Source organism: Rhodoblastus sp. 17X3, from assembly GCF_030056575.1.
In the GTDB taxonomy this organism is placed as follows: domain Bacteria; phylum Pseudomonadota; class Alphaproteobacteria; order Rhizobiales; family Beijerinckiaceae; genus Rhodoblastus.
Window position 1 is genome coordinate 100,872 of sequence record NZ_JASHHX010000005.1, and the last position, 13,775, is coordinate 114,646.

A 13,775-nucleotide genomic window follows, 5' to 3' on the forward strand; every position below is an offset into this window, starting at 1 on the left:
GGAGTTTAAACGATGGCTGCCACTTCAAGTTCGGTCGGGTCCGGCGCGGCCGGAGCCGCGACATTCGCGGACTCCGATAGCCGGAAATACCGGTATTTCCAGCCGAGGGCCAATCGCGCGACGCATTACGAAGACGTGACTGTCGATGTTCAGCCCGATCCCGAACGCTATCTCATCCAGGACTGGATCATTTCCTTCGCGGATGGCAAGGGCGCCTATGTCAAGGACAACACTGCGGCCAAGAGCTCGAACTGGCACGCCTTCCGGGCGCCTGATCAGGAATGGGAACGGACGCATTACCAGCGCCAGTCCCGCATCGAGGTCATGGTTCAGGGCGTGATCGCGAACGGCCGCAAGGCCGGAACGCCGTCGACGTTCGACAAGGCCTGGCTCGGCATTCTCCAGACCCAACTCGGCGCGTGGAAACATGCGGAGTTCGGCCTCGGGACCTCGCTGATGCACGCCCAGCGCTACGGCTACACGCAGATGATCAACAACGCCACGTTGACCAACTCGTCGTACAAGCTGCGGCTGGCGCAGGACATCACGCTGTTCCTTGCGGAAATCGGCCTGGATATTCCCGGCTGGAGCGACGAGGTCGGCAAGAAGGCGTGGCTGGAAGATCCGATGTGGCAAGGCGTTCGCCGGGCCGTCGAGTCGATCATGGGCGCCACCGATTATCTCGAACAATATTTCGCGACCAATATCGTGTTCGAACCGCTCGTCGGCGAACTCGTTCGCTCCGGCTTCTTCATTCCCGTCGGATCCGCCAACAAGGATTCAATGACCCCATCGGTTATTTCGGCGGCCGAAGGCGATTATGAGCGCAACCTCGCCAACACGATCGACCTCGCCTACCTGCTGGTCAATGACGCCCAATATGGCGATCACAACCGCAGCCTGTTCCAGGGCTGGCTGAAGAAGCATCGCGCGCTCGCGGATGCGGCGGCCACGGCGCTGCAGCCCTTGTGGTCGATGCCGCATTCCAAGCCCGTTTCCTACGCCGAGGCGCACGCCAAACGGCAGGAGCGTTTCGAACAGATCATTCGCGAACTCGGCCTCAAGGCCTAAGGGAGTCAAACAATATGTCCACATCAGCGAGAGATTCGTCGCACGCCAATATTTTCAAAACGATGGACACCATCACTTTTGAAGAGACGATTTCGCATCAGTGCGGCGTCACGATGAGCGACTCCGTCGAGGCCCGCGCCATCGCCGAATTCATGGCGCAAAAGCCGGATGTCATCATCACGTATCAGCCGGCGCTGATCCGCATCGACGGCGTCGGCAAGCTGATCTTCAAGATGGATGAAATCTCCGATTATCTCGGTCGCGAGATGACTGCGGAGATGTTCGAAGTGAACGCCTCCACCCATTACGGGCGGATGGTGCGGGTCGACGACAACACGATCATCCTGTTCGGCGATATGACCGAAATGGAAGAATACATCTAAGCCAATCCGGCGGGCCGCTCTTCGGAGCGGCCGCCACCCTGGCGGGTTCCAAATTCCCGGCAGACCGAAATGCGCATTTCCCGTTTCGCCAAACCAATCCGCCCGGAGCCCCGCGGCGGGCAGGAGCTTCTATGCCTAAGATCATGCTGCATAATTCGGACGCGCGTCAGGCTTTGGCGCGCGGCGTCGCCCGCCTTGCCGCCGCCGTGGTTCCGACCCTCGGCCCCAAGGGCATGAACGCGATGATCGACCGGCCCGTGGGCACGCCGATCATCACGCGCGACGGGGTGAGCATTGCGGCGTCGATCGAGCTGGAAGACCGTTTCGAGAATATGGGCGCGCAGGTCGTGCGCGAAGTCTCGATGCAGACGAATGAAGTCGCAGGCGACGGCACGACCACAGCGATCGTGCTCGCCAATGCGCTCATTCAATCCGGCAATGCGGCGGCTGGGCGCGGAGCGAAGACTGTCGACTTGTGCCGGGGCATCGAACTGGGCGTGGCGGCCGTGGTCGCCGCCCTCAAGGCTTCGGCGAGGCCGGCCAACAACCCCGAAACATTGCGGGCGGTGGCCACCATCGCCGCCACCGATCCGAAGCTCGGCGCGCTGGTCGCGGAGGCGCATGAGCGGGTCGGCCTTAGCGGAATCATCAGCGCGGATTTCAGCGTCACCACCGAGACGACGCTCGATGTTCTGGAAGGCATGTCATTCGACCGCGGCTATCTGTCCCACCACATGGTCACCGATCCGGAAAAGATGGAAGCCGTTCTGGAGCGGCCGTTCATCCTGCTGACCGATTTGAAGATCAAGGACCCGGCTTCCCTCGACAAGGCGCGCGCCATCGCCGATGCGGCGGGTCGTCCGCTGCTCATTGTCGCCGAGGAGGTTTCTCCGGAGGTGATCGTCAACCTCGTGAGCAAAAGCGGCGTCGGCAAATATCTCGTCGTTCATCCGCCGGAATATGGCCATTGGCGCAAGGCGCTGCTCGAGGACATGGCGATCATGACCGGGGGACAGGTCGTCGCCCGCGACCTCGGCGGCCAGATCGAAGATGTCACCGAGGAAATCCTTGGCTCAGCGGCGAGCGTGCGCACCAGCGCGACCCATACCGTGATTATTCGCGGCGGCGGCGATGCGGCGGCGGTCGTCGCCCGCCGGGCTCAGGTTCAGCGGCAATTGGACGTCTCGGCGCCGAATATCGATCAGGACAAGTTGCGCGAACGCGTCGCCAAGCTCTCGGGCGGCGCCGCCGTGCTTTACGCGGGCGGCAGGACGCCAGTCGAACAGAAACGCACCGTCCAATTGCTGGAGGATTCACTGAACGCCGTGCGCGCCGCCGCGGAGGAAGGCGTCGTCGCGGGCGGCGGGACCGCGCTCGCGCAGATCGGTCCTGTTCTCGACCCGGTCCTGGCAAGCGCCGCGGGCGATGTCGCTGAGGGCGTCAGGCTGGTCAAGTCAATCCTGACCTGCCCGCTCAAGCAGATCGCCCTGAACGCCGGCGCGGATATTGAGAAGGTCGTCACCGAGGCCACGGGCCAAAACGCGGGCTACGGCTATAACGCGGCGCGCGGCGTGTTCCAGGACATGTTTGAGGCGGGAGTCATAGATCCCGTCCGCGTCACCACCGCGGCCCTCGGCAACGCCGCTTCGGTCGCCGTTCTGATCCTCACGACAGAGACCCTCGTCGCCGATTTGCCCATCGACGTCGATCCGACCGCCGGACCGAGCCGAGGCGGCGGCGCGGAAAAGCTCGGGCGCGCCTGAGCGCGCTCCAAGAAAAGCGGCGAACTCAACGCTGGCAATCGATCGGCCTCTAACGGGCTTCGATTTCTTCAAGGGAGGAACAACATGAAATTGAACCAAATTGCGGGAGCGATGACGACCGCTGGCCTCTTGCTGCTGAACGCCGGCAATGCACTCGCGGGTTCGGAACTGCCGCCCGGCGTTTCGACCGGCCTGGCGCTTGGCGCGCCTTTGCCGGAAGGCGTCTACGACGTCACGATTCCAACCTGGGGCAGCCGTTCGACTAATCCGGCGACCGATGTCGGCGCACTGGTTCCCGCTTGGCTCATCTGGGCGACGCCCTACCACATCCTCGGCGGACAAGTCGGCCTGGCCGTCGCGACTCCCGTGGCGCAAGTCAGCATCGACAACCCGGTCGGCTTGAACAAGTCCGGCGTGATGAATCCGCTGCTGGAACTGAGGCTCAAATGGGACCTCGGCAACGGATTCAATTTCGGCATTCACGAGGACGTCTATCTGCCTGTCGACAGCGAATTGACGAATATCGGCGTCTCCTACAATTTCGCGTCGTTCATGCAGATCGCCTCGTTCAGCTATCTGAAGGACGGTTGGAACCTCACCGCGACGGCGGTTTACGGCACCGGCCGGAGCGGCAATCGCCCAGGATACAATGCTCCAGAGTGGTTCAACTACGACCTCACGGCGACGAAGACATTCGGTAAATGGGAGGTCGGTCCCATCGCATATGGTTCGACTGATCTGAGCAGCCCGCATGCGGGCTATCTCAGGCAGAGCCAGTTCGCTGTCGGCGGACTGGTCGGCTATAATTTCGGACCGGTCGACGTCCAACTCAAACTGACGCGCGACATTTGCCAATCGAACTACGGCGGTTACGACACGCGTTTTTGGAGCAATATCATCTTTGCGATTTGGAACCCTCCGGCGCCGACGACCGTCGCCGCCAAGTACTGAGTCGCCCTCCGGGAGCTCCCGGGACTCAGGCGCTCGACGTCCCGAGAGCAGACTGGCGCCGATGCAGGAACCTGTATCGGCGCTTTTTTTATTTCCCGCCGCCTCCCGAACGGATTCGCCTGCGGTCCGGTTGCGCCAGGGCGCCGCCTGACGCGACGCCGCATCATTCGACGACCGTAAAACCGCTCCCCCCTATTTCGCAAACGGCTACTGAGCCCCACCGCCGACGAACCTTGTCAGGCAAGTTGGATGTGAGGCGCCCGGGCTTCCGCGCGACGATAACGGGCCGCTATGTCAAAGAAATGCTGCGGCGGATGCCGTATTGGTTTACTTTTCGATAGAGGGTCGGCCTTGAAATGCCCAACCTGTGTGCGACCCGGCTCAGATTGCCGTTTTCCGCCAGAAGCGCCGATCTAATCGCCTCCCGCTCAGCGAATTCGAGGCTGGAACTTGAGAGGCTGCAATCTGCCGCAGCTATTTCTTCTTTCTTTTTCTCGAGCTTAGGCGAGGAAAGAATATCTGCCGGCAAATCCGAACAACGAACCAGGTCCGATTGCACGAGCAAGTGCAAACGAGAGACAAGATTTCTCAATTCGCGCACATTGCCAGGCCAGCGATAGTCCATCAACACATACAACGCTTCAGGTGAAAAGCGCAGCTTCTCCCGTCCCATCTGCTCGGCGGTTTTGCAGCTGAAATGTTCAAGCAACAACAAGATGTCGTCGCCCCGTTCCCGGAGCGGCGGGACACTGATGGAGACTGCGCCGATGCGGTAATAAAGGTCTCGGCGGAAGCGTCCCGCTTCAATTTCGAGCTTCAGATCGCGATTGGTCGAAGCGACCAGCCGAATATCCACCGGGCGGTCTTTGTTATCGCCGATGCGACGCACAACACGTTCTTCGAGAACGCGTAGCAAAAAAGCCTGGATGTCCAGCGGAAGCTCGCCAATTTCGTCGAGGCTGAGCACCCCTCCGTTGGCAAGTTCAAACACGCCGAGCTTCCCTTCCTTCGCGGCTCCCGTGAACGCCCCGCCGACATGCCCAAAAAGCTCGCTTCCGAACAATTCTCGTGTAATCGCGCCGCAATTCAAAGCAACGAATGGGCTACTGGCGCTCTTTTGACTGCGCAGATGCACCAGCTTGGCGAATAGTTCCTTTCCGACGCCGGTTTCGCCTTCAATCAGCAAGGCGATCTTATCCTTTGATTGAGCCGCGCGACTGGCGACGTCGACGGCTTCGCGAATGGCGTCGCTTCGTCCTATAATCAAAGACGCCGCGTCCGTTTGCGCGCCCGACGCAAGCGCGGGAACCGCGAATGTCCGTCGCCCGACAGCCGTCGCGCTGAACGGAAAGACCAGCGCCGCTCCCCGCAAATTTCCGCCAAGGTTGAGCGGCGTCACGTGGCAGGAATCGCGCAAGTCAGAAGGCAGCGCGCTATTCAACGCGGTGATGTTCGCCAGCGTGCTCAAGACCTTGGAGCCGCGCTCGAACCGCGTCGCGCCGCCCGTCTCGTTAGAAAGGACGCGGGCAGGCAGGTTGTTGGTGAATATCGTACGGCCATGGCGGTCCACGATGACGAGTCCATCGCGTTGCGCGTAGCTCGGTGCGGAGGCGATGAACGATTCCAGAAGTCTCGTCTGTTCGGCCCGTTGCTGCTCCATCAGGGCGTTTTCGATATCGCGCGCTGCAGCGGCGACCATTGCCGTATTATGCGGGCGAAAGATCGGAGAAAAACCGGAGAGATCGACAACGCCGATAATGGCGCCGTCCAAAGGATCGTGAATAGGCGCGCCCGCGCAGGTCCACCCTCTGATGCCGGAGCAAAAATGTTCCGCAGCGTGAACGAAAACCGGCTCGCCCGTCGCGAGCGCAGTTCCGATTCCATTCGTGCCGACAGAGTCCTCGCGCCATTGGCCTCCGATCGTGAGATGGATATCCATCCCGTTGAACAATGTCTTCTGGTCTCCAACCGCCTCGAGCACGACCGCATTGCGATCGGCCAGGATGAACATGGCGCCCGTACCATGAAGCAAATTGCCAACGGCTTCGATTGAACGACGCGCCGCTGTCCGCAACTCCGAATTGGAGTGCCTGATATATTCAATTTCGTCACGATTGTCGCTTAGGGGCGCATACGAGCCATTTGCGTCAATGCCGCAAGTGGCGCTGCGGCTCCACGAGTTCTGGATCACAGGACGCATGGCGACGGCATCGTCGTTTGGCGTGACGCCTCCAGACACGAAATTTTCCCAGGCGTCGATGGTGACGCCCTCTTCGTAAGGACAGCCGCCATTGGCCTTGTCAACGCCCGCGCAAAGTGCGGGCGACCTGAAAACCGAGGGGACGCTGCACTCGTCGCAGTTCGCACTCACGTCCTTTTTCATATCGTCGGCGCCTTAAAAACGAAGTCGTAAGTTGATGCTCGCGTGCCTGTCTGGCGGCCGCATGCACGACCGCCGTCAAACCATGCCGAGACGCCGGCCGATTTCGGCCACGATCTCCTCTTCGTCTTTTTCGCTCCGGATTGGCGTTCCATCGAGATCAGACAGGGAACCCGCGATTTCATCGTCAACTGGAGCGAAGAAGCCGTTGGCCTTCGTCACCAGGAGAAAGAGCGTGTCGTTGTATTTTCGGGCGATCTGACCAATATGATGCAGTTGCTTTCCCGAATTTTCATCGACGGCGATAACTCGCCCGTTCCGGGTGGAACGCACGCGGGCGCAAATCTCGGCCGCCGCAAAACCCCCGCCGCCCACCATGATGATGTGGTTCTCGGCCTGCGGCTTTTCTTGCTGAACTTTGGATGCGGAATAATTCCCATTGCTCAGATGGTCCGCCAGGCGGGTGATTGTGGATCGGTTCTCGCGCAAGAAGCGCTTCAACGGCACGTCTTCGCGACGCGGACCGTCGCTTTTCACGATGATCTCAACCATGGCTTCCTCCCGATACACGGCGCCTCTCCGACCAAGCGGGGGCGCTTTTTCTTCACTTTAGCATCACGCACGGCAATAATAATCCATAATTGCGCGCGGTGTGGGCTATTCAAATACTACAATCCTCGACCATTGACTGCGGGGCGACCGGAGCTGGAAGGGGAGATCCGCACAAACTTGCAATCGGCCGCTTCCCAGGCCATCGCCATTCCGGCCGCCCCCCGCGCGCCGGATCAACGTGACGGTTGCCGAACCAGCAGACCTGATCAGGAGCGTGTGCGCCTCATCCGGCGCGAAGAGGCCCCCAATAGAATCGCAGGCCCCTGCTCCATGACGCCTCCCCAAACGCTGGCTTTGCAGATCAGGCAATGGCGGAGATGAGCAATTCGTCATTGAAGCTACATCGACCCTCGAGTGCAATCAACCGCCACGCCGATCAACGTCTTCAGCGCCCGCGTCAGCTCACCGTAGTCGTCGGTCGAGCCGACGCGATCATGGGCCACGACCGCCTCTTTGGGGCGACGGCGGCGCGCAAGCTCTCGCTCAACCGGATCGCCAGGTTTTCCGGGGAGAGAGCGTGCGTTGGCCGGTTGCATCGAAATCGAGCAATTAATCAAAGTCGACGTGACGATCCTTGTCGGCGAGATCATGGGCCTGCGAGAAGTCCTTGGCTGCGTTGTAGAGCTCCCATTTGTCCTGGGCGGAATCATGCAAGCCGGTGAGGACCCTGGGCACGCCATGAAAGGCCGTGGCGACCCAGCCGTCCTGATAGATCGCGCGGCGACCTCCGGTTTCGTAATATTAAACATGGTGGGTCGTCGGCGCCGCAGCGTCATTGAATGAGTAAAGCGTGCTCACGCCGGCGACCTGCTTCTGGGCGACGCCGTCAACCTTGGTCGGCGCCTGCACGCCCACCGCTTAGTAGATCGTCGGAACGATGTCGATGACGTGGTGGAACGGCGTGCGCAGACCGCGCTACTCCTTGATGCCCGCCGGCCATGAGACCACCATGCCGTTGCGGGCGCCGCCGAAATGCGAAGCCACGCGCTTCTTCGATTGGAAAGGCGACGAACCGACCCAGGACCAGCCGACCGGGTAATGGTTCGCGTGCAGCCGGCCGCCGATCTCGTCCATATGCGGCAACTGGCCCTCGACCGTGTCGGGAACCCCATTCTGGGTCATCATATTGTTGAGCGTGCCTGTCAGGCTGCTCTCGGCGCTCGGTCGTTGTCGCCCGCGATGTAGATGATCAGCGCATTGTCGCCCTCGGGGAGCGCCTTCACGGCGTCGAGAAGACGGCCGACATGATAATCGGTGTGGGCGAGGAAGCCGGCAAAGACTTCCATGTGTCGCGCATAAAGCCGCCTGGCGTCCGGCGACAGGCTGTCTCAGGCCTCGATCTCCTTTGGTCGGGACGTCAGGATCGTATCCGACGGAACGACGCCGCGTTTCTTCTGGCGCGCGATGGTCTCCTCGCCGACCTTGTCCCAGCCCTGGTCGAACTGCCCCTTGAACTTGTCGATCCATTCCTTGGGGATATGGAGAGGGGCGTGGGCGGCGCCGGAGGCGAAGTAAATGAAGAACGCCTTGTCGGTCGCGATGGATTTCTGGCGATGGATCCAGGTGATCGCGTCGTCGGTGATGTCTTCGGTGAGGTGATAGCCCTGTTCCGGCTTTTTCCGCGGCTAGACCGGCGTCTCGTTGCGGAAGATTTGCCCTTACCGGCGATGGCGGGCGTCTTCCGCTATCCGCCGAAGGCGGTCATTCTTCGTGCTTTAGCGGCCAGAAGTAACGCCACCCGCCAATAGCGGAAAGCAACTCGACGGATTGCACGCAAATCTGAAAGCCGAACGCTGAACAAAGGATTGGCAGCCATGCGGTAGCCACGAATTTCACCGGGACTGCAAGATCATAAACAACTTATTGATTTATTGGCGTGCCACTCAGGATAAAACTGCGAACACCTACGTCATTGTTTTGGGACCTATATACGTGTGTGACCTATTGAACCGTATACGCGAATCGGTCAGATTGAAGCCTCAATAACGAGGCTCGAAATGAACATTCCAGAATTGAGCGATCAATCCCTTCGCGATCTTCACGATCTGATCCAGGAGGCGATGAAAACCGACGATCAGAGCCAAAGCGTGGAGAAGCCTTACGGAGTTCGTTCGTTTCCAGCATGGCGCAGACAAGCAGACCAGTTCGAGGCCGAACTTGAGAAGCGCGCGCTTCCGTATGAAAAAATTAATTGGGGATGATCTAAAGGTTAGCATGAAAAAGCCCGGCGCTTGGCCGGGCTAAGTCACGCTCGAATGACCACGCCTATTTCTTTTCCACGCTGATCGCATCCGTCTGGCCGTAAGTCATCTGGAAAGCCATCGCCATCATTTGAAGCCACATAATCCTGTCGTCGATAGAGAAAGCTTTCCCCTCATCTTTTGATGGTAGCTTTTGAATCAGGGCGTCAATTAACGGATCGATGCCGTTGCCTCCACCACTGCCGCCGCCTGATTTGGCGCTGTCTTTCTCTGGTGAAACAACAATGGCGGGCGCCTCATCGGGCAGTGGGAGAGTTTCTGTCTTGGGCCTGACAAGTCTGTCCTCTCCCTTCCAAAAGAACCCGGCCTGACGCGCAGACCGCTCAAAGGCTTGCCTAGCTTTGTCAGTCTGCTTTGACGAAACGCCGAATGCCGCCATTTCCCTTTCAAGGGCCTTCGCAGGCGGCAGGAGATGGCCACGGTATTTCTCGTAAATCGCTGAATACAATGGCACAATAAGAAATGCCTCTGCGCGCGCATCCGGGGCCGTTTCCGGCAGAACAATGCGGCGCCCAAGCGGGCTTAGCTTCATCGCGCTGCGTGAATCTTTTTCCAAGAGCCCGAAGGTTTTCGCCGTACCGGTTTTCAAGCGGAAGGCTCCGCTTACCGTCTGCCCCAGCTCTGCGGCAAGATGGTCGAGATCGCACGCCCCGAGTCCATGGGCGCGATAGATCGCAGCAGCCACTTCCACGCCCGCGTCAAGGTCGAGATACGGGAACACGATAGTCGAGCGCTCACGCTCCTCGGGAGGAGAAGCCGCACGGGTTACTTCGTCAAAATTGACCGTTTCGCCTGCCATGAGGGAATCCTCCTCCTTGTTGATAGGAGGAACATATCGGAACGTGCCTTTGCCCGCAATAAGTGTTTGCGTAATTCGGAAAACAAACACGAGCAAACTAGACGCACGCCTTTATTCGTGCCTTACTGTGAAGGCGCGAATCAGTTCGCCGGAAAGGAGGATTTGTGGTGAGACTTGATAAGCCCCTTCGCCAACCACCGGTGCCAGGGGAGACTAACTAAGAAGGCCAGAAACCCGGTTGCAACGGGTTACTGGCCTTCATGGTGGCAAAGCAACCGGGCGGTTAGGCTCGATCTCTTGCAGGTTCCAACTTCAAGAATCGCACGCCTGCCGCCCATCCGCAACTCCTTTTTGAAAGGAGCCACGATGGCCTGCGCCCGCGCTTGTCATCGGGTCCGCGCTTATGTGCGGATTCGTTTTGGGCGGCTTGAGCACGTTTGTGCTCATTCTCGCTGCTGCGGCTGATCGCTTCGATTAGTCTTTAGACTTCCGGGGCCGTCGCTGGATCGCATCCTGCGGCGGCTTTTTCGTTTTGGACCGCTCTATGCTTTCGTCAACCTCTTTCGGAACCGTCTGGACAAATCGGCCCAATGCCTCCCCGAAGCTCATATCGAGCTTGAGTGGCGGCTCCATCTTCTTTCCCTTGTTCGTCATGCGATCAGCGCCTTGTACGTCAGGCGCCCTTCGACGCAGGCGAACAGGTCGTTCATGCGCGGCGTCACTTTCATGTCGCGGCGATTGTAGCGCCAAGTCATCTCTTGCACATAGCGGTCGAGATGTTTCGGGCTAACCCAATGATGGATGCCTACGATCTGGCGCTTCAAGAGCGCCCAGACGCTTTCGATCCCGTTCGTATGATGGACGAAATTGCGGACGTACTCGCCCTTGGAATGGTTGACCGAATGAACGTTGTATTCGCCGTCCAGACCGAGGAACGAGCGATCCTCGTCCGTCATCAGATTTGAACCAGCGGCGACATTCGCCTTCACGAAACCATGAATTGTCTTGGCCTTGGCGTCATCAACGTGCGCAGCCCGAAGCTCGCCGTCGCGCTCGACAACGCCGAGCACAACCGCCTTGTTGGCTCCGCCCTGCGAACCGGGAGTGCGCTTGTCGGCGTGCTTGTTCTTCTCCTTGCCGCCAACGAAGGTCGTATCGGCCTCAACGTCGCCCTTGAGGGGCGCATTGAAAGAATTCGTGCGGGCGGCATGGCGCAGGCGGTGCAGGACAAACCAAGCGGACTTCTGAGTGATTTTCAGGTCCTTGGCGAGCGTGACAGAGGCAATGCCCTTCGGGTGGTTCGTGATCAGCCAGATCGCCATGAACCATTTGCGCAGCGGCAGTTTCGTGTCCTCGAATATCGTCCCGACCTTGATCGAAAACCGCGCCTTGCACTCTCCACACTTGAACGTCTTGCGGTCGCTGAAATGATAAATCTTGTTGCCGCCGCAGTGGGGGCAGAACTCGCCATCAGCCCAGCGGATCGCGCGCAAATGGTCGATGCAAGCCTCCTCGTCTTTGAAGGCGTCCATCAGATCAAAGAGGCTGTCGAAATTCGTGACCACGGCTTGTCTCCCCCCGATGGGACGACCTTACCCCAAAGGGTACAATGGGTCAAGCACGTATATAGTCCCCAGAAATTTCTGTATCTTGGAATGGGGCGCTCGCGAGACAGGCCCGAGTTCGACTCGATCCCGCGATTCGGCTCTTCCGCGCCTTTAGGACCGCCCTCGGCCAGTTCGCGCAATAGACGACTGCCGGGCCACGCTTTCTTGTTGGCATCAAAAAGTCAGCTCAATCACTTTTTGCCTTCGTCCTCGGACCTAAAAGTAATTGCGGGAACCACTCCACTGACATTTTTCAGAATGCGGACGGCCTGAATGCTCTCTTTGCGCACGTTAAAGTAAGAAGAAAGCAGAGATGATCCGCGCTGGTGCAGCATGCCGTCAATTCGTCGGTGCTGAGCCCAACGCCCTCGCCATAGCCCCTTCGTTAAGTCAGGCGGCCATTTGTCATACCTTGCCTAGGGATTTGCCGTCGGCGTATCAGTTGAAATGCTTTGATCGCAGCTGGACCGAAACCCAGCCACCGGTCAATCATCATGATCTACTCTTGCCTGGCGATTCCGGCGGCGATGTTGAAAAGAACACTGTATAGCGCGGTCCTCGTTGTCCTCGGCGCCTTGGCGCTGACCGGATGCGCTTCTTACGCGCCGCAACCGCTGGACCGGACGCCCAATCTGGCGTCAAGCCTCCCTGTTCTTACGGAGGTGAAGCGCGGCGCACTTACCATCCACGATGTCGACCGGCTGGCGCTGGCCAATAATCCCGAGCTTCGGGCGGCGCGCGCGCGACTCGGCCTCGCCAGGGCGCAGATCATCGAAGCCGGGGTCTTGCCCAATCCTCAAATCGCGCTTTCCTATCCGTTTTTCGCCGGCGGGGGCGAGGGGACGAATTCCTTCAGCTCCGGAATTTCGCAAGACCTGAAATCGATCATCCTCAGGCCGGCAAAGATCGAGGCCGCATCCAACGCCGCCGCCGAAATCGATGCGTCGCTGTATTGGCAGGAATGGCAGACGATCGGCAAGGTGCGGATTCTTTTCGTCGATATCGTCTCGGGCGAGCGCGCGGAAAAGGTGATCGGGCGCGCGCGGAAGCTGCTTGAAGACCGTCTGGACCATTCGACGAAGGCGATCGACCAGGGCAACGGAACCCTTGCCGCTCTGTCTCCGGACCTGGCGGCGGCCGCGGAAATCCAGAAGCTCGACGACGACCTGAAACGGACGCAGCTTTCCCGTCGCCATCAGCTCAACGCCCTGCTCGGCGTCGCGCCCGACGCCCCTCTCGCGCTCGCGGCCGGCAGCCTGCCGCCGCCGCTCGACCCCCAGCGGGTAAGGCGGGGCCTCGACAATCTGGCCGACCGGCGGCCGGACCTGATCGCGCTGCAATATGGCTATCAGTCGCAGGAGGCGAAGTTGCGCCAGGCCGTCCTCGCGCAATTTCCGAATGTCACGATCGGGATTATCGGCGGCCGCGACAATAGCGGGATTTATTCCCTCGGCCCGCAAGCCACGTTCGACCTGCCGATCTTCGATCGCAATGAAGGCGCCATCGCGCGGGAGAGCGCGACCCGCGAGGCGCTCCGGAGCGAGTTCGACGCCCGGCTCGCCGCTGCGGCGTCCGAGGTCGGCGCGCTCCTGTCGGAACAGGCTCTGCTGCAGCGCCAATATGCGGGGCTTGCGCCGCGTCTCGCCAAGGCGAGAGAATTTGCTGCGCAATCGGAAAAGGCCTACCGGCAAAATCTCCTCGACGAGCGCTCCTTTCTTGACGCTCAACTCGCGCAGCTGACGATCGAGCGGCAGAGGATTGAGCTGGAGCAGGCCCTGCTTGACGGCCGCGCCTCGCTTTCCATCCTGACCGGCGCAGACCTGCCGCCGGTCGCGATCGTTGTCGAATCGCCCCACGACAACATGATCAGCATGATCCGCGAGCGGTTTTAACGGCATTTGCCGCTTTTTGCCGGCGTCAGTTGAACCGCGGGCGCAAATCAAATACC

General features: G+C 59.9%; 15 protein-coding genes. 7 read left to right on the forward strand and 8 right to left on the reverse strand.

All coding sequences use genetic code 11. The features are described from left to right. Window positions 1–12: 12 nt before the first annotated feature. The 4 genes from QM467_RS07100 to QM467_RS07115 all read left to right on the forward strand — a co-directional run bounded on the left by QM467_RS07100 (window position 13) and on the right by QM467_RS07115 (window position 4,168). On the forward strand, window positions 13–1,071 hold the full coding sequence (locus QM467_RS07100) for a toluene hydroxylase (protein WP_283365609.1): 1,059 nt from the start codon (window positions 13–15) through the stop codon (window positions 1,069–1,071). Window positions 1,072–1,085: 14 nt separating this feature from the next. Next, window positions 1,086–1,454: an MmoB/DmpM family protein gene (locus tag QM467_RS07105; protein ID WP_283365610.1), complete on the forward strand. Its 369-nt coding sequence runs from the start codon at window positions 1,086–1,088 to the stop codon at window positions 1,452–1,454. Window positions 1,455–1,585: 131 nt separating this feature from the next. Then, window positions 1,586–3,217, forward strand: a complete 1,632-nt coding sequence (gene groEL / locus QM467_RS07110; RefSeq protein ID WP_283365611.1) for a molecular chaperone GroEL — start codon at window positions 1,586–1,588, stop codon at window positions 3,215–3,217. Between the two features lie 84 nt (window positions 3,218–3,301). Continuing rightward, entirely contained in the window at window positions 3,302–4,168 is an 867-nt protein-coding gene (locus QM467_RS07115) for a transporter (RefSeq protein ID WP_283365612.1), read from the forward strand. Window positions 4,169–4,457: 289 nt separating this feature from the next. Here the strand turns inward: QM467_RS07115 and QM467_RS07120 are convergent, their stop codons facing one another. From QM467_RS07120 to QM467_RS19910, 6 genes are all read right to left on the reverse strand, one after another. Further along, window positions 4,458–6,551 (reverse strand): sigma-54-dependent Fis family transcriptional regulator, encoded by a 2,094-nt coding sequence (locus tag QM467_RS07120; RefSeq protein WP_283365613.1) that lies wholly within the window; start codon window positions 6,549–6,551, stop codon window positions 4,458–4,460. A gap of 75 nt (window positions 6,552–6,626) precedes the next feature. Next, a complete protein-coding gene (locus QM467_RS07125; protein ID WP_283365614.1) occupies window positions 6,627–7,100 on the reverse strand; it encodes a hypothetical protein in 474 nt (157 codons plus the stop codon). 609 nt (window positions 7,101–7,709) lie between these two features. After that, window positions 7,710–7,835 carry a hypothetical protein gene (locus tag QM467_RS07130; RefSeq protein ID WP_283365615.1) on the reverse strand — a complete coding sequence of 42 codons (126 nt, stop codon included), beginning with the start codon at window positions 7,833–7,835 and terminating at the stop codon, window positions 7,710–7,712. A 240-nt stretch (window positions 7,836–8,075) separates the two neighbouring features. Beyond that, window positions 8,076–8,282 carry a hypothetical protein gene (locus QM467_RS07135; RefSeq protein WP_283365616.1) on the reverse strand — a complete coding sequence of 69 codons (207 nt, stop codon included), beginning with the start codon at window positions 8,280–8,282 and terminating at the stop codon, window positions 8,076–8,078. 20 nt (window positions 8,283–8,302) lie between these two features. After that, window positions 8,303–8,446: a hypothetical protein gene (locus QM467_RS19820; protein WP_342395105.1), complete on the reverse strand. Its 144-nt coding sequence runs from the start codon at window positions 8,444–8,446 to the stop codon at window positions 8,303–8,305. A 42-nt stretch (window positions 8,447–8,488) separates the two neighbouring features. Then, window positions 8,489–8,743, reverse strand: coding sequence for a hypothetical protein (locus QM467_RS19910; RefSeq protein ID WP_446737746.1), 255 nt, complete (start codon window positions 8,741–8,743; stop codon window positions 8,489–8,491). On the opposite strand from QM467_RS19910, the gene QM467_RS07145 reads away from it, so the two are divergent. Together QM467_RS07145 and QM467_RS07150 are read left to right on the forward strand one after the other, a co-directional pair. After that, window positions 8,651–8,908, forward strand: a complete 258-nt coding sequence (locus tag QM467_RS07145) for a hypothetical protein (RefSeq protein WP_283365617.1) — start codon at window positions 8,651–8,653, stop codon at window positions 8,906–8,908. The genes QM467_RS19910 and QM467_RS07145 overlap by 93 nt on opposite strands. Window positions 8,909–9,157: 249 nt before the next feature. Further along, complete coding sequence (locus QM467_RS07150; protein WP_283365618.1) at window positions 9,158–9,361, forward strand: hypothetical protein; 204 nt, start codon at window positions 9,158–9,160, stop codon at window positions 9,359–9,361. A 64-nt stretch (window positions 9,362–9,425) separates the two neighbouring features. Here the strand turns inward: QM467_RS07150 and QM467_RS07155 are convergent, their stop codons facing one another. Then, a complete protein-coding gene (locus tag QM467_RS07155) occupies window positions 9,426–10,220 on the reverse strand; it encodes a hypothetical protein (protein WP_283365619.1) in 795 nt (264 codons plus the stop codon). A gap of 650 nt (window positions 10,221–10,870) precedes the next feature. After that, a complete protein-coding gene (locus QM467_RS07160; protein WP_283365620.1) occupies window positions 10,871–11,785 on the reverse strand; it encodes an IS1595 family transposase in 915 nt (304 codons plus the stop codon). A 572-nt stretch (window positions 11,786–12,357) separates the two neighbouring features. Between QM467_RS07160 and QM467_RS07165 the strand changes: the two genes are divergently transcribed. After that, window positions 12,358–13,719 carry a TolC family protein gene (locus tag QM467_RS07165; RefSeq protein WP_283365621.1) on the forward strand — a complete coding sequence of 454 codons (1,362 nt, stop codon included), beginning with the start codon at window positions 12,358–12,360 and terminating at the stop codon, window positions 13,717–13,719. Window positions 13,720–13,775 lie beyond the last annotated feature (56 nt).

Excerpts from the sequence above, each read along its gene's own strand:
- QM467_RS07100 (WP_283365609.1), top strand. The coding sequence starts at position 13 with ATGGCTGCCACTTCAAGTTCGGTCGGGTCCGGCGCGGCCGGAGCCGCG.
- QM467_RS07105 (WP_283365610.1), top strand. The coding sequence starts at position 1,086 with ATGTCCACATCAGCGAGAGATTCGTCGCACGCCAATATTTTCAAAACG.
- groEL (WP_283365611.1), top strand. The coding sequence starts at position 1,586 with ATGCCTAAGATCATGCTGCATAATTCGGACGCGCGTCAGGCTTTGGCG.
- QM467_RS07115 (WP_283365612.1), top strand. The coding sequence starts at position 3,302 with ATGAAATTGAACCAAATTGCGGGAGCGATGACGACCGCTGGCCTCTTG.
- QM467_RS07120 (WP_283365613.1), bottom strand. The coding sequence starts at position 6,551 with ATGAAAAAGGACGTGAGTGCGAACTGCGACGAGTGCAGCGTCCCCTCG.
- QM467_RS07125 (WP_283365614.1), bottom strand. The coding sequence starts at position 7,100 with ATGGTTGAGATCATCGTGAAAAGCGACGGTCCGCGTCGCGAAGACGTG.
- QM467_RS07135 (WP_283365616.1), bottom strand. The coding sequence starts at position 8,282 with ATGACCCAGAATGGGGTTCCCGACACGGTCGAGGGCCAGTTGCCGCAT.
- QM467_RS19820 (WP_342395105.1), bottom strand. The coding sequence starts at position 8,446 with ATGGAAGTCTTTGCCGGCTTCCTCGCCCACACCGATTATCATGTCGGC.
- QM467_RS07150 (WP_283365618.1), top strand. The coding sequence starts at position 9,158 with ATGAACATTCCAGAATTGAGCGATCAATCCCTTCGCGATCTTCACGAT.
- QM467_RS07155 (WP_283365619.1), bottom strand. The coding sequence starts at position 10,220 with ATGGCAGGCGAAACGGTCAATTTTGACGAAGTAACCCGTGCGGCTTCT.